Origin of the sequence: Moorena sp. SIO3H5 (assembly GCF_010692395.1) — a bacterium.
Classification (GTDB): Bacteria; Cyanobacteriota; Cyanobacteriia; order Cyanobacteriales; family Coleofasciculaceae; genus Moorena.
Map to the genome: position 1 here is coordinate 23,326 of NZ_JAAHHS010000012.1, position 18,768 is coordinate 42,093.

The 18,768-nt window shown below is 42.9% G+C and carries 19 protein-coding genes; 12 read left to right on the plus strand and 7 right to left on the minus strand.

The window, feature by feature from the left end; genetic code table 11:
• Window positions 1-125 precede the first annotated feature (125 nt).
• Window positions 126-746 carry a J domain-containing protein gene (locus F6K52_RS03035; RefSeq protein WP_293073860.1) on the plus strand — a complete coding sequence of 207 codons (621 nt, stop codon included), beginning with the start codon at window positions 126-128 and terminating at the stop codon, window positions 744-746.
• A gap of 172 nt (window positions 747-918) precedes the next feature.
• Window positions 919-1,191: a DUF3143 domain-containing protein gene (locus F6K52_RS03040; RefSeq protein WP_293073863.1), complete on the plus strand. Its 273-nt coding sequence runs from the start codon at window positions 919-921 to the stop codon at window positions 1,189-1,191.
• A gap of 108 nt (window positions 1,192-1,299) precedes the next feature.
• On the opposite strand, the gene F6K52_RS03045 is transcribed toward F6K52_RS03040, so the two are convergent.
• The 3 genes from F6K52_RS03045 to lysA form a co-directional block, all read right to left on the minus strand.
• The gene (locus F6K52_RS03045) at window positions 1,300-2,040 is read right to left on the minus strand and encodes an isoprenyl transferase (protein WP_293073866.1); all 741 of its coding nucleotides are present in this window, start codon (window positions 2,038-2,040) and stop codon (window positions 1,300-1,302) included.
• A gap of 5 nt (window positions 2,041-2,045) precedes the next feature.
• On the minus strand, window positions 2,046-2,957 hold the full coding sequence (cdaA, locus tag F6K52_RS03050; protein ID WP_293073971.1) for a diadenylate cyclase CdaA: 912 nt from the start codon (window positions 2,955-2,957) through the stop codon (window positions 2,046-2,048).
• 210 nt (window positions 2,958-3,167) lie between these two features.
• Window positions 3,168-4,583: a diaminopimelate decarboxylase gene (lysA, locus tag F6K52_RS03055; protein WP_293073869.1), complete on the minus strand. Its 1,416-nt coding sequence runs from the start codon at window positions 4,581-4,583 to the stop codon at window positions 3,168-3,170.
• Window positions 4,584-4,656: 73 nt separating this feature from the next.
• Between lysA and rimI the strand changes: the two genes are divergently transcribed.
• The 6 genes from rimI to F6K52_RS03085 all read left to right on the plus strand — a co-directional run bounded on the left by rimI (window position 4,657) and on the right by F6K52_RS03085 (window position 11,485).
• Entirely contained in the window at window positions 4,657-5,250 is a 594-nt protein-coding gene (rimI, locus tag F6K52_RS03060) for a ribosomal protein S18-alanine N-acetyltransferase (RefSeq protein ID WP_293073871.1), read from the plus strand.
• Window positions 5,251-5,390: 140 nt separating this feature from the next.
• Window positions 5,391-7,859: an ATP-dependent Clp protease ATP-binding subunit gene (locus F6K52_RS03065; protein ID WP_075903969.1), complete on the plus strand. Its 2,469-nt coding sequence runs from the start codon at window positions 5,391-5,393 to the stop codon at window positions 7,857-7,859.
• A gap of 172 nt (window positions 7,860-8,031) precedes the next feature.
• A complete protein-coding gene (locus tag F6K52_RS03070) occupies window positions 8,032-8,235 on the plus strand; it encodes a DUF751 family protein (protein WP_293073873.1) in 204 nt (67 codons plus the stop codon).
• 74 nt (window positions 8,236-8,309) lie between these two features.
• Window positions 8,310-8,708 (plus strand): 30S ribosome-binding factor RbfA, encoded by a 399-nt coding sequence (rbfA, locus tag F6K52_RS03075; RefSeq protein WP_008179934.1) that lies wholly within the window; start codon window positions 8,310-8,312, stop codon window positions 8,706-8,708.
• Entirely contained in the window at window positions 8,705-10,468 is a 1,764-nt protein-coding gene (locus F6K52_RS03080; RefSeq protein WP_293073876.1) for a glycoside hydrolase family 3 N-terminal domain-containing protein, read from the plus strand. Before rbfA ends, F6K52_RS03080 begins: the two co-directional genes overlap by 4 nt.
• A 774-nt stretch (window positions 10,469-11,242) precedes the next feature.
• Window positions 11,243-11,485 (plus strand): DUF4327 family protein, encoded by a 243-nt coding sequence (locus F6K52_RS03085; protein ID WP_070395448.1) that lies wholly within the window; start codon window positions 11,243-11,245, stop codon window positions 11,483-11,485.
• Between the two features lie 10 nt (window positions 11,486-11,495).
• Here the strand turns inward: F6K52_RS03085 and F6K52_RS03090 are convergent, their stop codons facing one another.
• From F6K52_RS03090 to hemJ, 4 genes are all read right to left on the minus strand, one after another.
• Window positions 11,496-11,639: a hypothetical protein gene (locus tag F6K52_RS03090; protein WP_293073880.1), complete on the minus strand. Its 144-nt coding sequence runs from the start codon at window positions 11,637-11,639 to the stop codon at window positions 11,496-11,498.
• A gap of 218 nt (window positions 11,640-11,857) precedes the next feature.
• Window positions 11,858-12,250 (minus strand): hypothetical protein, encoded by a 393-nt coding sequence (locus F6K52_RS03095; RefSeq protein WP_293073883.1) that lies wholly within the window; start codon window positions 12,248-12,250, stop codon window positions 11,858-11,860.
• A 218-nt stretch (window positions 12,251-12,468) separates the two neighbouring features.
• Entirely contained in the window at window positions 12,469-12,816 is a 348-nt protein-coding gene (locus F6K52_RS03100; RefSeq protein WP_293073886.1) for a hypothetical protein, read from the minus strand.
• Window positions 12,817-13,021: 205 nt separating this feature from the next.
• Entirely contained in the window at window positions 13,022-13,603 is a 582-nt protein-coding gene (hemJ, locus tag F6K52_RS03105) for a protoporphyrinogen oxidase HemJ (RefSeq protein WP_293073889.1), read from the minus strand.
• 312 nt (window positions 13,604-13,915) lie between these two features.
• Here hemJ and F6K52_RS03110 point away from each other — a divergent pair, with 312 nt between their 5' ends.
• The 4 genes from F6K52_RS03110 to F6K52_RS03125 all read left to right on the plus strand — a co-directional run bounded on the left by F6K52_RS03110 (window position 13,916) and on the right by F6K52_RS03125 (window position 18,705).
• A complete protein-coding gene (locus tag F6K52_RS03110; protein ID WP_293073892.1) occupies window positions 13,916-14,452 on the plus strand; it encodes a PilZ domain-containing protein in 537 nt (178 codons plus the stop codon).
• 1,030 nt (window positions 14,453-15,482) lie between these two features.
• The gene (locus tag F6K52_RS03115; protein WP_070395443.1) at window positions 15,483-15,695 is read left to right on the plus strand and encodes a HetP family heterocyst commitment protein; all 213 of its coding nucleotides are present in this window, start codon (window positions 15,483-15,485) and stop codon (window positions 15,693-15,695) included.
• Between the two features lie 212 nt (window positions 15,696-15,907).
• Complete coding sequence (locus tag F6K52_RS03120) at window positions 15,908-16,600, plus strand: PilZ domain-containing protein (protein WP_293073895.1); 693 nt, start codon at window positions 15,908-15,910, stop codon at window positions 16,598-16,600.
• A gap of 1,391 nt (window positions 16,601-17,991) precedes the next feature.
• On the plus strand, window positions 17,992-18,705 hold the full coding sequence (locus tag F6K52_RS03125) for a choice-of-anchor E domain-containing protein (protein ID WP_293073898.1): 714 nt from the start codon (window positions 17,992-17,994) through the stop codon (window positions 18,703-18,705).
• The last annotated feature ends 63 nt before the right edge of the window (window positions 18,706-18,768 follow it).

Genomic DNA, 18,768 nt, shown 5'->3' on the forward strand with positions numbered 1-18,768 from the left:
TAATACGCGAAGTGAAGCTTGGTAACCCGTAATTGTTAGGTTTTGTGCCCTGATTAAACGATCAGGATCCTTCCAAATGTCACAATAATCGAAAGCGTTGTCTAACCAGTTAGGATAAAACTGAAGTGGCACAAGATCGGGTCAGACAAAACATTAGGAATCGCGAAAGCCCAAACTCCACGAGTTATTACGAAATACTGGGATTGCACCCTAGTGCATCACCCATAGCTATCAGACGTGCCTATCGGCAACTCAGTAAGCGCTATCATCCTGATACAACCGAATTACCCACTGAAACTGCCACGATTAAATTCCAAAAGCTGAACCAAGCCTATGCTACCCTGAGTAATCCAGAGCGACGAGCAATCTATGACCAAAAAATTGGTTATTCCCGCCTCAATGTGATTCAGCCACCCCCTAGTTTAAACAATCCGGTTAATCAAAAGCCACCAAGCTCCTCGTCCTCAGCTTACCTTGATCCCACTGACCGCCCCCTTTCAGCTGGGGAGATTTTTGTCCTATTCATTTTAGGACTAACCTTTTTAGGCTGCTTACTACTAGCCATAGCGATTGGATTAACCCAAGGTGAAGCTGCTCTGCTAATTTCTAAACCCAGTGGTCATGATTTGCTTACTTTACCCGAGATTAATTCTATTCAACAGGCAAAACCTGATAATTTGGATAGTCAAATACCGGTTAATAACCAATCAGCCCAAAAAACCCAGATAACCCATTCCTCAGAATAACTGATCAAGAATAACTTATAAGATTAAGTCTGGTTAATCCCTTATAATAGGGTTTATCCCATAAATGTTAATTGTCTTAATTGTTAATTGAAAATTGTCATGTGACCATTCATAATTTTCAATTTCATACTGATGTACCACCAATAATTATAAATAGTTAACCGGACTCGATATGACACTTCCGCCAGGTGATACCCCCTTGTATAACCACCCTCTACCTGAAATAGAAAGCTGGCTGAAAATACTAGGATGTGAACAAGACAGTAATGATCTACATTGCTGGCGTGTTGATCGGCCTACCTGGAAAGCAGAACTTTGCCTTGAGGTAGAGGAGCTAATCGTGCGCTACCTCAAGTCTGGGGAAGATGGACAAGATGTTCAACGATCTTTCAAGTATTCCCTCAGCCGCAAAGATATAGAAGATGCAGTTTTCTGTGGTCCTTAGTGGGTGAAGGGTCTGCGGTCATTGAAAGTTAGAAGGTTAGAAGGTTTTTTAGTTAAACGCGATCGCGTTTAACTAAAAAACCTTCAACTAAAAAACCTTTAACCATTCTTAGACTTTTCCAAACCGACGTTCACGCTGCTGATAAGTAGACAAAGCACGGTGAAACTGTCCACGGTCAAAATCTGGCCATAGGGTATCTGTGATGTAGAGTTCCCCATAAGCCATTTGCCAAAGCAGGAAATTGCTCAAGCGCATTTCCCCACTAGTGCGAATTAGCAAGTCTGGGTCACAGATATTGGCAGTATAGAGATGGCGTGAAAATAGGGCTTCGTCAATGTCATCTGGTTGGATGTGACCAAGCTGGACCTGAGTAGCAATGGCTCTACAGGCTTGTATAATTTCCTGGCGTGCTCCGTAGTTAGTAGCCACAGTAAACTGAATGCCAGTATTATTCAGAGTTTCATTCATAGAATGCTCAATTTGTGCTTGCAACGATGGTGGTAAGGCCGTCAAATTTCCCACAAACTGAATCCGAACATTCTCCTCCATCATTTCTTGAAGTTCTCTAGCCAAAACTCGCTCGAACAAGGTCATCAGAAACTCGACCTCTTCTAAGGGACGTCCCCAGTTTTCTGTAGAAAATGCATAGGCGGTAAGGGCTTTGATTCCCCAATCATCACAACAACGCAGTAGTTTTTTGAGAGCCTCCACCCCTTGCCGATGTCCTATAACCCGAGGTAGTCCCCGGCGTTTTGCCCAGCGACCATTGCCATCCATAATCACTGCCACATGTCTAGGCAAACGGTCTGGTGAAAGGTCGCTTGGTAATTTGTTTAGGATAGTTTGCATAGCAGTTATTTTTTCTCTTGAGACGTTGATGATGGAAGACGGAGGAAACGTGAAACTAGCACCCGTCCCTGGGACTTGAATTGGCGACCTAGGTTGCGTAGACCTGGAGCAACTACCTCACGATCCACGACTGGAGAAAATCGTTCCTCTAGCAATTGTTTGAGTTTCGTGCTAGTTAGTGGTCGGTACAATCCTCCTTTTTCCGCCAAAGAAATTGAACCCGTCTCTTCAGATACAACAATACAAAGGCAATTTTCGACACGTTCTGTAATTCCCATGGCAGCCCGATGGCGGGTACCCAGCTTCCGAGAGGCTGTGCGCTCAGAAAGAGGCAAAATCACCCCCGCAGCCACAACCCGAGAGCCACGAATTAATACAGCTCCATCGTGTAACAACGTAGTTGTTTGGAAAATGGTTTGCAGTAGTTCTTTAGAAATTTCAGCATTGAGCTGAACACCTGGTACAGAAACATCCCGCTCATCAATTGGACCATTGGTTTCTAAAGTTATCAAAGCGCCAACTCGATTTTGAGACAACTCTTTGACCGCGTCTACGATTTCATTGATTACACTGTCAGGCTTAGGAGTGGGACGTCGTTGTCCTTGAAACAACTGAACAATCTCTCCTCGACCTAACTGTTCAAGAAATCGACGAAACTCTGATTGGAAGATGACAGCCATTGCCACAGCTGAGCCAACCACCAACTTTTCTAGCACAAAACTCAATAGCGTCAACCCTAACCTATTACTTACTGCTGCGGCTAACATCAGGACAATTAGCCCTCGAACCATCCATAAGGTGCGTCGCTCCCCAATGATGAGGAGCACAAGATAAGTAAGGGCTAGAACCAACCCAACATCGATGCTGTGAAGCAACAATGACTGAGCCCAGCTATGGTCAGTACCAGGACCCGGCAACGGAGGCATTGAACGTTCAGGAAAGAATTAAGGATGGAGATGGAATCGAACTGGCTTGATTTTAGCGTCAGCCAAGTGATTAGTTATTAAAAAGTTAATGGTTAATGGTTAATGGTTAATGATTGGCGGTTAGCCAAAAGTCAACCATCAACAACCAATAGCTTTTAGCTTTTAGCTTTTAGCTTTTAGCTTTTAGCTTTTAGCTTTTAGCTAATTTATGCTCTGGGTGAGTCGTTCTGGCATTCGATCTAGGCGAATTAAATCTTGGTAAGTTTCCCGCTGCACAATCACCTGGGCTTCTCCGTCCTTGACTAAAACTGCTGCTGGTCTGGGTAACCGATTGTAATTAGATGCCATGCTGTAATTGTAGGCACCAGTAGCCATTACCACTAAAATATCTCCTGGTTGAGTTTGAGGTAAGGTGGCATCTTTAATCAAAATGTCCCCTGATTCACAATGTTTACCAGCAATTGTGATTTTTTCGGTTAGGGGATCTGACATCCGGTTGGCAACCACAGAGCGATAAACGGATTGGTAGGTAATCGGACGCGGATTATCTGACATACCTCCATCAACTGTCAAGTAAGTCCGGATTTCGGGGATCACTTTAGAACTCCCTAAAGTGTAGGCTGTTACACAGGCTGGACCAACAATGGAACGCCCAGGTTCTGATAGCAGTTTTGGTAGGACGAGTTCCCGAGAAGTGCAAGCAGCAACAACGGAGTCACAGACTCCCTTAACCCAATCATCAATACTAGGGGGGTCATCGGATTCTAGATAACAAATCCCTAAGCCTCCTCCTACATTTATCTCTTGTACTTGTAAATCGTAGTCAGCCGCTTTAACAATACACTCAACTAGCACTTTCGCCAGATCTTGATGGGGTTGCCTCTCAAAAATCTGAGAGCCAATATGGGCGTGTAAACCAACAAAGTTGAGGGTTGGGTGTTGGCTGATAAAGGTAAAAACTTCATCCCAGGTATCGGGATCAAAGCCAAACTTACTGTCTAGGTGACCAGTGCGGATGTATTCGTGGGTGTGACACTCGATCCCTGGGGTCAAGCGAATCATGATCCGGATACTCTGTTGTGGTAACGAAGCCAGGGCTTTTAACTCCAGCCAGTTATCCACTACGATGGTGCAGCCACTCTCGGTAGCTAGTTCCAGTTCACTAGTAGATTTATTATTGCCATGGAAATAGAGTTTGTCAGCACTAACACCAGCTTGTAGAGCAGTGTACAGCTCACCACCAGAAACCACATCGATTCCGAGGCTTTCAGAGTTTGCGATCGCACAAATTGCTAAACAATTCCAGGCTTTAGAAGCGTAGAGGACTAGAGATTCTCCGGGGTAGTAGTTAGCAAAGGCTTCCCGATACTGATGACAAGCAGTTCTAAAGGTTACTTCGTCGAGAATGTAAAGGGGGGATCCAAATTGCTCGACTAGAGTCGTCACATCGCAACCACCAATTTCCAAGCAGTCACGGCTGTTAACTTTGGCGGTTAGAGGTAGGAGTTTCTGATTCGGTGAGGGGTTTGACCCACCATTGTTTGGGTCTGGAGTGATAGATGAATTGAGATACTGAAGCCCTGAATTCTTAACCTGAGTGGGTTGAGTCGATAGCATTATGTAATTATTTTCCTGATTTTGCTTTAGAGTTGGAACTTACGTCTCGTTAATCAGTGTACAATTGAAGGCTGTGACTGTCTTAAAACTTAAACCCCTCAAAGCAGAGCATCTAAGTGCCGCAGTGGCACTAGATCAGCTGTGTTTTGGTGGACTTTGGACTCGGTCGGGTTACGAGCGAGAGTTGGATAGCCCCAACAGTCAGTTGTTGGTTTTGGAAGCTCCTCCAAAAGGGGGCAAAAAAGAAACTTTGCTTGAAGGCACAGGTGTTCCCATCACCTCATTACCCAATTGCCTGGTAGGCTTAGGTTGTTTTTGGTCAATTTTGGAGGAAGCCCATATTATTATTCTGGCAGTCCATCCTGACTACCAAAGTCAAGGTTTGGGTCAATTATTGCTTTATTCCTTGCTAAAGGAAGCTAAACAGCGTAATTTAAAGTGGGCAACCTTAGAGGTGAAACCATCTAATCAAGCAGCACTGGCTCTTTACCAAAAGTTCGGCTTCACTGAAGCTGGACGACGAAAAAACTATTACAAAGACACTGGAGAGGATGCTCTGATTTTATGGCGAGGGGGTCTGAAAACCCCTGAATTTGAGAAAACAATGGCTGATTGTTACGAGGAAATTAAACAGCGCTTGGCTGCGATTGACCTGGAAATTGGTTAATGGCTAATCACTATAAATGGCTGGAAAGTAAGTAAATAACTGTTTCAATTGCTGGGAGTTGTGTAAAAATCAACGGTGGGCTGATTTACCTGTGCTAGAATCAGCTTACACGGGCATGCAACAGGTGATGGGAATACGCCATGTTTGAACGCTTTACAGAAAAAGCCATTAAGGTGATCATGCTGGCTCAGGAAGAAGCACGTCGCCTAGGTCATAATTTCGTAGGCACAGAGCAAATCCTCCTGGGTTTGATTGGAGAAGGAACTGGCGTAGCTGCCAAGGTCCTCAAATCTATGGGCGTAAATCTCAAAGACGCTCGGATTGAAGTTGAGAAAATTATTGGCAGGGGTTCCGGCTTCGTTGCTGTCGAAATCCCCTTTACCCCCAGAGCAAAGCGGGTTCTGGAGCTATCCCTAGAAGAGGCTCGCCAGCTAGGCCATAACTACATTGGTACAGAGCATCTGCTACTTGGGCTAATACGAGAGGGAGAAGGCGTAGCGGCTAGGGTTTTGGAAAACCTAGGAGTAGACCTGTCTAAAGTCAGAACCCAAGTTATCCGAATGTTGGGTGAAACGGCGGAAGTCACAGCAGGAGCATCTCAAGGTCGTACGAAAACTCCTACTCTCGATGAGTTTGGCTCAAACCTAACCCAGATGGCTAGTGAAGGCAAGCTAGATCCAGTAGTAGGACGGGAAAAGGAAATAGAACGGGTAATCCAGATATTGGGACGCCGTACCAAGAATAACCCAGTATTGATCGGAGAACCAGGGGTAGGGAAAACTGCGATCGCAGAAGGCTTAGCCCAACGAATCGCTAACAATGATGTTCCAGACATTTTGGAAGAAAAGCGAGTCGTTACCCTCGATATTGGCTTACTGGTGGCTGGAACCAAATACCGGGGTGAGTTTGAAGAACGCCTGAAAAAAATTATGGATGAAATTCGTCAGGCATCTAACGTAATCCTGGTGATTGACGAGGTTCATACCCTGATTGGTGCAGGTGCAGCTGAAGGCGCAATTGATGCGGCAAATATCCTCAAACCAGCCTTAGCAAGGGGAGAATTGCAGTGCATTGGAGCGACAACTTTGGATGAGTACCGCAAACACATTGAGCGGGATGCAGCCCTAGAACGTCGTTTCCAACCAGTAATGGTCGGTGAACCGTCAGTAGAAGAAACTATTGAGATTCTATACGGCTTGCGGGAGCGCTACGAGCAACACCACAAATTGAAAATTTCCGATGAGGCTCTCGAAGCAGCAGCAAACCTCTCAGACCGTTATATTTCTGACCGTTACCTGCCAGATAAGGCCATTGACCTGATCGATGAAGCAGGAAGCCGAGTGCGTTTGATTAACTCCCAGTTGCCCCCAGCAGCAAAAGAGCTAGATAAAGAACTGCGTCAGGTCCTAAAAGAAAAAGATGATGCGGTACGCTCCCAGGACTTTGATCGAGCTGGGGAACTACGCGATCGCGAAATGGAAATAAAGGCGGAAATTCGCTCAATTGCCCAAAGCAAGAAGAGCGAATCTCGGGGTACTGATGACAGCCCAGTTGTAGATGAAGAGGACATTGCTCACATTGTTGCCTCTTGGACTGGTGTGCCGGTACAAAAACTGACTGAATCAGAGTCAGAGAAATTACTGCACATGGAAGATACCCTGCATCAGCGCCTGATTGGTCAGGAAGATGCGGTTAAAGCCGTTTCCCGAGCAATTCGTCGAGCAAGGGTAGGCTTAAAGAATCCCAACCGTCCTATTGCCAGTTTTGTCTTCTCTGGACCTACAGGGGTCGGTAAGACAGAATTAGCTAAGTCTTTGGCAGCTTACTTCTTCGGGTCTGAAGAAGCCATGGTGCGCCTAGATATGTCCGAATACATGGAGCGCCATACCGTTAGTAAGTTGGTAGGTTCTCCTCCTGGATATGTGGGCTACAACGAAGGTGGTCAACTAACTGAGGCAGTGCGTCGTCGTCCTTACACAGTAGTGCTGTTCGATGAAATTGAAAAGGCACACCCAGATGTGTTCAATATGCTGCTGCAAATCCTAGAGGATGGCAGGTTGACTGACTCCAAGGGTCGGACAGTAGACTTTAAAAACACCCTGCTGATCATGACCTCCAATATCGGTTCCAAGGTTATCGAAAAGGGTGGCGGACAACTGGGCTTCGAGTTCAGCGATAATCAAGCAGAATCCCAATACAATCGAATTCGGAATCTAGTGAACGAAGAACTTAAACAGTACTTCCGCCCAGAGTTCCTGAATCGTTTAGATGAGATTATCGTCTTCCGTCAGTTGACCAAAGAAGAAGTCAAGGACATTGCCAAGATTCTGTTAAAAGAAGTGTTTGGTCGTCTGTACGAACAAGGCATTACTCTAGAAGTCAGCGAGAAATTCAAAGACCGTTTGATCGAAGAGGGTTACAACCCCAGCTACGGGGCAAGACCATTACGCCGAGCCATCATGCGGTTGTTGGAGGACGTGCTGGCAGAAGAAATTCTCTCCAGTCGCATTAAGGAAGGAGATATTGCCTATGTTGATGTCAATGAAGAGGGTAAGGTACAAGTCAGTCGTAAGGAAAACCGAGAGCTTTTGCCTCAAGGAGTTGAGTAAGTGATTGTAGGGTAAAGCCCCTACTTATCCTGTGCTAACTCCCCTTAATCCCCCCTTACTAAGAGGGGGGAAATTTTTGGCATTGTTTATGACAAATTAGCAGAATAAGTACGGAAGAAGCTAAAAAAGTGCTACCAGTATTAAAAATGGCACTATAAGAATTTATAGGACAATGGAAGACTTTTTTAAAAATGTATCTCGTTACCCACGCTATCTAATCAGTATTACTCTAGGAATATTCTATTCCGTGTTTTTGCTGGTAAAACCACTACTGAACCGCCCCCTAACTGCGATCGCATTAATTGGCATAGCCGTAGGAGTTTCTATATTCATGGTTTTCACCCTACGTGGGATGCTCGGCTTCAGTCCGGTTTAGACTAAGTTTAGAGTAGGTTTAGACTAGGTGCGCGCAGCTTTCGATGATGCCCATACTTTAACAAAGGGAACGTCATGACTACAAATCGCCGTGTTTTTCGGGTTTCCTCCCTAATTCAGCAGGAGGTTAGTCAAATGTTGCTTAACGATATCAAAGATGACCGGGTCGGTAGTGGGATGGTTAGCATTACCAACGTTGATGTCTCTGGTGACCTCCAGCACGCTAAGATCTATGTCAGTATCTATGGTACTGATGAGGCCAGATCCAAAACAATGGCTGGATTAAAATCAGCTACAGGTTATGTCCGCCGAGAACTAGGTCGGCGGATTCGCCTGCGCCGCACACCAGAGGTGATGTTTATTGAAGACCGTGGTCTCGAAGGAGGCGATCAGATGCTGAACTTACTGAATCAGCTTTCTCAAGAACGCCAGAGCAAGCAACTCGAAGACGATATTTCTGGAGCACAAGCTTGAATTCTCTCCCAAAGTCACTGCCTGATCTAAATAACCTTTCCCTAGCAGAACAGGTGGCGCAAATGGTAGTGGTTCGAGCATCCGGCTACCTATTTGATCACCAAATTCAGTATCCGATTTGGGAACCCCCAGCCGAACAATTGCAGCGTTGGTTGCAAGAGTTAGGTATTGGGGGTGTTATTTTACTAGGCGGGAGTGCTGTGGAACTTGCCCTCAGGTCGAAACAACTCCAAGAGTGGGCAAAAATTCCCTTACTGATCGCTGCTGATATTGAAGAAGGTGTGGGTCAACGGTTTGCCGGTGCCACCTGGTTTCCCCCACCGATGGCACTGGGAGCCATTGCCCAAAACGATCCTGAGCCAGCTTTGCAGTATGTCCGTACCATGGCAGAAATCACCGCTACTGAAGCGTTGGCAATTGGGATTAACTGGATCCTGGCACCAGTGGTTGATGTCAACAACAATTCCCAAAATCCTGTTATCAATGTCCGGTCGTTTGGTGATAACCCTCAAATCGTTAGCCAATTGGCTTCTGCCTTTATCCAAGGAACCCAACCCTATCCAGTTTTAACCACTGCCAAGCATTTTCCCGGTCATGGCGATACCGCTACAGATTCCCATCTGGATTTACCAGTCTTGCCCCACTCACCACCCCGACTAGCTACGGTTGAATTGCCTCCCTTTACCAATGCGATCGCTGCTGGGGTAGATGCCATCATGACCGCTCACCTCCTAATTACAGCTTGGGATGACCAACACCCCGCCACCCTCTCATCAGCGATTTTGACTCAACTGTTGCGCACAGACTTGGGATTTGAAGGACTGATTGTGACCGATGCTCTAGTGATGGGGGCAATTGCTAATCGCTATGGTGCCGATGAAGCCACAGTCATGGCTGTAGAAGCCGGTGCTGATATTCTCTTAATGCCCGTTAATCCTGAAACAGCAATTAAGGCAGTCTGTCAAGCAGTCGAACAAGGACGGATCTCACGGGAGCGGATTCAGGCATCAGTAGAGCGCATCAGTCGTGCAAAACGTAAAGTGGGGTATCACTCTCAAAGAGAGGGTTTACACGAACACTCCGCTGCACAACAAATACCATCTCTACAAAACCCGCCCTCACAACCTGTCCTGGAGTCCAGCTTAAATGAAGATGATCCAGCTCAACAACCGATAACATTTCAACCCAACCCCAATTGGCTCTCGCAACTAGCTCAACCAAGCACAATCACGACTGTAGCCGATATTCTCCAAGCTTCCCAGATAAGTAGAGGTTTTCTAGCTTTATCATCAATACCCAGCAGCAGTAATCAACCATTACGTAATCTAATTTTGGTCGATGATCTCTTAGCTTGTGACTTTTTGGGGCAGCATACACCAGCAGTCGCTTTACCAAGAAGGCTGGGTTACAAACTCCAACTGGTTGATAGTCACACGACCCTACCTTCGGAAGTAGTCGATAATCCTGTTGGTGCTAAAACTACTCTGCTACAGCTATTTATCCGAGGTAACCCGTTTCGGGGTAGTGCTGGATTGACAGCAGTAGCTAGGGCATGGCTTAAGATGTTGTTGAAAACTGGGGATTTACAAGCTCTCGTGATTTACGGTAGTCCTTATGTGTTAGAGCAGTTCCTGCCAGAGTTGCCACCGGAAACACCATATGTATTTTCTTACGGGCAGATGCCAGCAGCTCAAGCGATCGCTCTTGAAGCATTGTTACCCGAAAGCTCAACAATAGATACTTTTGTGAGATTTATTTAAGTTTTATTGAGTTTTAAGATAATTTTTGCCAATTTGCCCCTCTACAGCTTGATCAGAGGACAAGATGAAGATGAACTACTGCAATACCGATAGTAAATATTTTTTTAAAAAAATACGGGAGTATAACAGAACCATATAGCTCTTGTCAATTAATTGGAGTTGACAAAATACCCAATCCAATCTAAAGAAACAGCAATAATTCCAGCTGTACTGCTATTCCCAATCCCTTGATTATTGAGAGACTATTTATAAAGTAAATCTTAAGACAGCTAGAGTGATGAATATGGGTTGGTTACGGCGGAAAGCTCTGTTAGAAGATGAGCTTTTCTCTTAGTGCGCGTTCACCCTTGTCGGAAAACCCGACCAAGGTCGCACTGCTAAAGTACTCCCCCCCTATCCAACCCTACGCAAGGATTTAAGCTTTATTTAACAAAAAGTCTCTAAAATATATGCCATATTCTGGTTACTCAACCAAAGTTATTTCGTTGGAGTGGTCAGACAGGTTTGGCAATCAGGTGATCCATACAGAGATAGGGTATTTCAGAGGACGGTAGCTCCTACAGCCAATGATGAATGGCTCAGTTATAACCCAGTAGCCATTTTAGCTGAGCATGGGTTAGACTTTGACAACTTGGCCAAGGTATTTGAAGATCCTTATCAACAAATCTTGGTCAATGGTAACTTCTTATACTGAAATAATTTTATTTCACAGTAAGTAAATTTCGATTAAGATAATCGTATCCCCGTTTTTTAGATCAAGCTGATAAGATATCCATGAGTGTTAACACAGTGCCATCTACCCCTTCTATCCGTTACTCAATCGATGTGATCCAAGACGAAGCACGTCGCTTGGTGGATAAAGGATTTGTCAGTCGTCAACAGCCTATTTACGTTCTTTGCCAATATATTCCAGCTCGAGAATGGCTGTGTGTGGAGTGTGAACTAGAGCAGTGCGAATTCCTGCTCAGAGACCGCATTGCTGACCTGATTGGTTCTCAACAATGGGAAAATGACTAAAGGACCTCAATCAAACGGCATAGAAGCTGATCTTTAGAATAAAAAGTGCGATCGAGTCGGTAACCAGCAAAACCCCATCAATGCCACCGATAAAGGCTATAGTGACTAACCGGATTGGTTGGGCAACCGTAAGCGGTTGAGTACATATCAGCAAACTTCAGGGAATGGTGTTGGGGAGTTTTAAACTGCCATTTTTAAAAAGCCTTGAATTGATGGTATCTCAGCGCTGAGTGGGTAAATCCATTAGATTAGATGGGAACAGAAATGCCAGAGATTGAGCAGAGTTTCTGTTTCCCGTGGTTGATTTCTAGCCTATTAGTCTCCCACTTTAGTATCCCACTCAGGCTGAGTTTTTTCACGCTCCGCGTCAATCTAACTATTACTGTCTGATTTACGCAACTCCTCTAACTGATTGCGAAGATCAGCAAGTTGTGTTGTCAGTTCCTCAATATCATCCTGTGCATTGGTCTGAACAGGATTGCTAGATGAAGGTGCAGCAGGATCACTGGAGGTATCTGTTGTCGGTGGACCCACGGGATTACCTGGTTGATTCAAGATCTGATCAATAAAACGTCGGGCTTCAAGTTCAGTAGTCTCTCCTTTTTCCGCCCACTCAGTCACCTGTTGATTTAAATCTGACTGAAGCTGAGCCAGACTTTCTTCACGCTTTTGAGGGTCTTGCAGGGTTTCAACGAAAGAGGCTGTTGCCCCCAAGGAGGCGCGAAACCCAGTGTGCAGTAATTCCAGGAGATTGTTGGAGTTCATTTATACTAACGATTTCCCATAAATTTTTTATTAAGAACGTCCCAAGGACGTGCAGTTCATCTGCTATGGAAGAGCCGAAACGGTTAACAAATTCTTCCCCATCTTAACCATCTCCCCCTGTTGCCTCTGACCCGCCTGTTGCCTCTGACCTTAGTTTCTTGAGAGACATTAGGCAGGATGTCACGTGACAACAGTAGCTGGAAATGACACCCAAGCCTTCAGCTGACTTGTTCCAAATACAGGTTAACATCTTCTAGCACACGAGTAAGTTCAGCTTCCGTACTCAAGCGGATGCGATCATCTCTGAGAGTAATTAAGACTTTAGCAGCAAATGGAGAAGGATAGATATTGGGATTGCAGAAAATCTCAAGAAAGACATCCCCAGTAAATTGGTACTCCATCGGTTTTTGAGGCTTGGGTCTACCACCACTAGATACCTGAGCAGCAGCTTTCAGACTCTGCATTAGTTGGTAAACCTCACCTTTTAATTTTTTCGCAGCATCGGCGGTGAATGGAAAAGACACCGAACCGTCATTAAGATTTAATTTAAGTGGTATAGCGGACATAAGGCAACTCTAAGATGTTATCGATTGTTTGTTAATCGTGGTTGATAAGTTAAGTCAGTAAAAATAAACGAAACATGTCACCCAGCCAATGCAGTTCAAGTCAACGGTAAACGGTTAACTTCAAGGGCAAAAACATTAAGCCCTTATTATACTTTCCTATGGGGACTAACATCGGTCCCCAATGACTATTAATCAAAGCTGATAATCAAAGCTGAGGCTCTGCTTGGGACATGGTAGCCAAGCTTTTCTCTTTGTCCCGCTTCCGCTTTTTGGCATACAGCTGAATTGAGGCAGCCATTACTATAACCATCGCAACAATTAACCAAGACGTAATATCTGTAGGCAAACTGTTCTTAAACACTGCCAGTAAAACAATTACCATTAGCAAGACAGTAGGTGCCTCATTAAGAGCACGAAACTGCTGACCAGTCCAACTGCATTCATTGGCAGCCAGCCGTCGCATAATCCTACCGCAATAGAAATGATAGACCAGTAAAAGTGCTACAAAAGCCAGCTTGATATGTAACCAACCTTGCTTGAGCACTTCTGGTTCTGTTAGCAGTAAACCAATTGCCATCGCTACCGTTACCACCATACCTGGGGTAGTAATTATGTGGTAGAGACGTTTTTCCATAATCTCATACTGATTTTTGAGAATGGTTTGGGCAGGTTCTGGCTCCTGTGAAGCCTCTGCATGATAGACAAACAGACGCACCAGATAAAACAGACCGGCAAACCAAACCACTACACCAATCAAGTGAAACGCCTTGAACCAGAAATAAGCCATAGATTGTGTCCTCCATTATTACAACAGCTTCATGCAGCTCAGCAGTGTCTACCCTCCTGAGTTCAGCTATAGCGCTTGTCGCGTATCAGCTATCAGTTTCTTGAGGGTTGTCCACAAATAATCATATACTCACGCTCCTCAGCCAAATGCCTAAGTTTTCCTTGCTTCAAGAGCTTAGTAGACCAAAGCTGATCGCTAAATGCTTACGATTATCTCATGTCTTCTTAACTCATACAAAAACCATACAGAGTCAAACAGATAGATGAACCATAGCGTAAACCTCGGGTTGAGACAATGGACAAATAAAAAGCGATGCAGTGGCCTCACGAGGGTTTCCACGGGGTTGTGTGCGGAACCTGTGTCCGCACACAGCCCCTCCCCACTCACGCTTTACATCAAGACAGGGAAACGTTTTACTTAACAAATGTCAAGCGTATGATTAATGCCAGCAGCATGCGAGAAAAAAGAAGATCACCTCGCCAACAAACCTCTATTTCTTATCGATTGGCTGGTCTCTTCTCAGCTCGTCAGCCAGTCCTTAATATTAGTAGAGGAGGTTGCAGCATTTGCAGTGAAAAACCTATCCCAGTCGGTCAAGTTATAAAAATACAGTTTTTCTTGCCACAAAATCACACAGTTACTGCTACAGTTAAAGTCATGTGGTGCAAAGGTTCTAAAGGAAATTCTCTAGAAAAATATAGAGCTGGTTTACAGTTTGTAACAGTTTCACCAGACAATCTAGATTGTCTGTTGGGTCTGCCAGCAACACCTATTTCAACGCCTCAACTTCAGCTGAATAAGTTACTAAAAAATTATCCGGATAAGACTTCTAACACTTGCTATACCTAATCCTAAGACTAAGTGGCGCTTCCAGAAAAGATATTACCCTTTGAACAGATGACGAGTGATGGGGTTAATGAGTAATAAGGTAAGCAGTTACTACTGATTAATTTTAAGTATTAATTTTAAGTAAACTTGGTATAAGTTGCAATCAAATATAGATCATGTCTTGATGCAGTCGCTCATTGAAGTACCCCCTATGAGCGACTGCATCGCTTTGCTAACTTGATCATCAGGAGTGAAAATCAAGGACAGTCAATCTTAACTATTAGACCATTTTTAGTTATTAAGGCTAAAGATAATTGACTGGTAATTGATAATAATGTAATTGGGAATTGAGCAAAAAATTACCGATTAGCGATTACTACAAAACAGTATGTATTTATAACAAGCGTACACATAAATTGAAATTATCTGATTAGTTATTTATACTGATCAACTTAATGTCAAGGAACACAAACCAGCTTGTGGTTATTAAAACGATTGACGTAGATAAGCCCACTCAATTCAACTAATATTGACAACTTAACCAGGTTCTTATTCACAAGTTTATGCGTCCAATTTAGTTAATTTGTGATCAAAAATTAACTGGGCATTCCTTTCAGAGTAAAAAATCTGTTGATAAAGTCAAATCTTTGCCCAGTAAGGCGATAAGAGATTTGGGGGGTATTAAGCAGACTATCTACATAAGGGGTCTTAATCAGTGATATCCAATAAGTTAACTGCCATGGACTATGTCAAGGTTTATGGCAGTTTTACTGTGCTTTTTATTTCGTTGTTTATGAGTAATTATAACATTTTTTGAATGCTCATATACCTCAAAAAAAAAGTATACATAAATATACATAAATCATACTAAATCAAACCTGAACGCAAACCTAAACGTAAACCTATGGTCTAAAGAATAGATTTATACACAGCAGGATCGGTAATCTTACCATCTGCTATCATTTCAGAACTTCACCTAGCACAACTTCCTTAGGAGTTGTTACAGTGAATTAAACCCTTTGCTTAGTTGCATCTACCTTTATATAGATTTATGAGTACTGAACAATTAAATCAAGTTATAGAAGCAATCATTTCTGGCAAGTATTCCTGGGCTTGTGTATTGATATTACGGTTTTCTGGCTATAATCCTTTGCAATATATGCCCTATCGAACTTACAATCGGTTAATCAAACAAAACTATAACTTAGGCAATCGGAATAAAACCTCATCCTCTCAACCATCAAAAATACTCAACAGGTGTTAATCATTAAGACAAGCACAATAAGAAATTACTGAAAAATCCTAGGCCCTAGGCTGTAGACTTGAGATATTAGGGATATTAGGTATTAACTCAGGCATTAATTACTAAAACCATTACTCATTAACCAAACACCAAACACCTAACACCAAACACCTAACCCCTAACCCGTAACTCCTAACACCAAACTCCTAACACCTATCTTTCAGGAGATTAATTTGACTAACACTCATCTACTCAAAGAGCGTAGGAAATTTCCACGTCATATAACCTTACTAAATTATCAGATAGAAGGACTGATTTCCGAACAAAATGATTTAGTAGTTAATCTGAGTCGAGGCGGTGGCAAAATTTACATTAACAAACCATTAAAAACTGGGGAGCATAAAAAAATTAAGTTTTGCTTACCAGGAATAAGTTACACAGCTACTTCTATGGTTAAAATTGCCTGGCAAAGGGAAATTGGTTTAGATTCACCAGCTAAATATGAAGCAGGATTAACGTTTGTAGATATCTCACCAGTCAAGCTTAATACACTATTAGAACGGAAACAACTTATCTTCAGCAATCACTTTCAGTTAAAAGTATTACTGAAAACGTTTGCTGCTGCTGTCTGTATAGTTTCTGCACTTGCTCAGTTAGCTAGTAGTCAAACCGTTGCACCAGGCACTATTCTGAGTATTTTGCTGGAGGGTCTTAATGATCGTATCTCTTGGGTAGCAAGTCAAAATCTCACTGGTGAAACTAGCTTGAGCTGGCAGCAATCTCCTAGGCAGCATCCCATTGGATTTCACTTTAATCAGTCTTTAGTGAGTGTTGATGATTTAGAGTCTGCTCCTGAGCCAATAACGATAGCTAGTTTGGTCTTATTAGGTGCTACATTTCTGATCCCATGTCGTGACCTAGAGTAAAGTAGTAATACCAAGTTAGCTTAATTTACTATGGTGGTAGGATTAGATTAAGGGGTAAGGTTATGATTTTAAGCTTTCTGTTTTTTTTGCATTGTTTTTAAAGTTTTTTTATTAAAAAACTATTATTTTTTAATAATGATAGTTTTATTTATGGCAGTTGATTCCGTTTAAAACTATTATTTTTATTGATAAAACACCATTACTTAGCTACAATATAAATATGAGCACTTAGGTTAAATCCCCTGCCTTTAGGTAGGGGATTTCTTAATGGTATTAATTAGTAAGTTTACAAAGTATAAGGGTTTGCGAGTTTTTAACTACATATTTATGGGTTTTTAGGGAACAGGAACCCACCCCTAACCCCTCCCAGGAGGGTAAAAGCTGAACTGGGAATAGAGCAGTTGGCATCTAAACTAATTTATTTATTCTTGCCAATTAAGAAGTGGACTTTATCTTTTTCACCCCATTTTTATAATTAACTTATCTACAACTATTTTTATAAATTTAATTTACATATTAATTGTAAACATTGATGGAGAGATGGGTGGATGGGAAGAGAGTTAATTGAGGCAAATGCAAGTTGTAAACAATTCAGATTCTATCAGATTTGATATAACCTGTAACCTATAACCTATAACTGGCAACCTGTAAGGGATAACCGGGAACTGGCAACCTGTAACCTGTAACCTGTAACCTCCTCACCATCTGTAGCTCGAATAAATCAAATTGGGATAAGGTTTACTTTATGAATAAGATTTAAAGTTATAGCCCTAAAAATAAAGGGATTATCAATACGGATTTTGTACAAAAAGTATTTATACAAAAAATATACATTTAACATACATTTTAAGCTTAATTTAAACCTGATGAAAAACATGAGGTTTCTACGATAAATTTATAGACAAAAAAAATTGGGATTGACTGATTGAGCTACCATGAACAACCCTATGACTATCGGATAAAATCACAGTTTGCTCTTCCAATTTCATCACTATTATGGTCAGCTTTTAGAAGTTTGTTGAGCTGGTTTTGCAAGGTCAACAGAGTCCTAGTGGTAAGTACCTGAAAATAAATAAAGTTAACGTTGTCAAGAATTGTCAAGGCATTGAATCCCTCTCTGTTTCGTGTTGCCTTGTCCGAAGTTACCTTTTCTTAACAGTTTACTTTAATTTTATTCTACTACTTAACTGCTTAACCGCATCTATACTGACAAACCCTTACAACTGGTGGTAATTCCTAAATTTTAAGCTTTTTGTCGGAAATCAGGCAATTTATGCGATCGCTACAGTTGCTGAGCTCAAAGAGACACAAATTAGCTCTCCAGCTAAATCCGAAGTTGGAGTGACTTTTACAGAGATATGACCAGAAGACCTTAATCACTCGTTAGTACCATGACTCAATCCACGGCAAAGACCTATTCCCGTCTGAAAGTATTTCTAGCAACTACTGCGACTACTTTGGTTGGTATGCTGGCGACTACTGGTGTAGCGAATGCAGCTAGTATCACCCATACTCAAACCATTGATTGGCGACCGACAACTGTTGATAAATTTTTCATTATCCCCAAATTTGATGAGGCTTTGGGGACTCTCGAAACTGTCACGATTGACCTGATCGGATTTGTCAAGGGAAATGCCCGTGCGGAAAGCCAGGAAGGCGCTCCGAGTACAGTAACCTTGGACCTGGCATCTGAAATTGCCTTAATCTTGAGTGAACCTGATATTACCCTAGTTGAGGTGATGCCTTTAGTTTCAGAACAGGTTGCTCTCGATAGGTATGACGGTGTACTTGATTTCGCAGGATCTTCTGGAGTCACATTGCCTGAGCGTACCGCTTCCGATCGCACAAGTAATACGTTTATGTCTGGGGACTCTGAGTTGAGTTACTTTTTAGGATCTGGAGACCAGGACTTGATCTTCACAGCCCTTGGTACTTCCACAGTAACGGGTGCGGGCAATTTGCTTTCTGGGTTTCAGACACAGGTAGCAGGGGAAGTTACATTGACCTACGAGTACCAGTCGGTGCCAGAACCTACCAGTGTTATCGGTCTTGGTTTGGTAGGACTGGGGCTGTTGACACAAACAAAACGGAGTAAGAAGATTTGAAAATTATTTAATATTGGTTTTGCCATAGTGTATCGACCGAAGTTTCACTGAATTGGAAACTTC

Coding starts and splice junctions, on each gene's coding strand:
- F6K52_RS03040 (WP_293073863.1), top strand. CDS start 919: ATGACACTTCCGCCAGGTGATACCCCCTTGTATAACCACCCTCTACCT.
- F6K52_RS03045 (WP_293073866.1), bottom strand. CDS start 2,040: ATGCAAACTATCCTAAACAAATTACCAAGCGACCTTTCACCAGACCGT.
- lysA (WP_293073869.1), bottom strand. CDS start 4,583: ATGCTATCGACTCAACCCACTCAGGTTAAGAATTCAGGGCTTCAGTAT.
- F6K52_RS03065 (WP_075903969.1), top strand. CDS start 5,391: ATGTTTGAACGCTTTACAGAAAAAGCCATTAAGGTGATCATGCTGGCT.
- F6K52_RS03070 (WP_293073873.1), top strand. CDS start 8,032: ATGGAAGACTTTTTTAAAAATGTATCTCGTTACCCACGCTATCTAATC.
- rbfA (WP_008179934.1), top strand. CDS start 8,310: ATGACTACAAATCGCCGTGTTTTTCGGGTTTCCTCCCTAATTCAGCAG.
- F6K52_RS03085 (WP_070395448.1), top strand. CDS start 11,243: ATGAGTGTTAACACAGTGCCATCTACCCCTTCTATCCGTTACTCAATC.
- F6K52_RS03095 (WP_293073883.1), bottom strand. CDS start 12,250: ATGAACTCCAACAATCTCCTGGAATTACTGCACACTGGGTTTCGCGCC.
- F6K52_RS03100 (WP_293073886.1), bottom strand. CDS start 12,816: ATGTCCGCTATACCACTTAAATTAAATCTTAATGACGGTTCGGTGTCT.
- hemJ (WP_293073889.1), bottom strand. CDS start 13,603: ATGGCTTATTTCTGGTTCAAGGCGTTTCACTTGATTGGTGTAGTGGTT.
- F6K52_RS03110 (WP_293073892.1), top strand. CDS start 13,916: ATGCAGTGGCCTCACGAGGGTTTCCACGGGGTTGTGTGCGGAACCTGT.
- F6K52_RS03115 (WP_070395443.1), top strand. CDS start 15,483: ATGAGTACTGAACAATTAAATCAAGTTATAGAAGCAATCATTTCTGGC.
- F6K52_RS03125 (WP_293073898.1), top strand. CDS start 17,992: ATGACTCAATCCACGGCAAAGACCTATTCCCGTCTGAAAGTATTTCTA.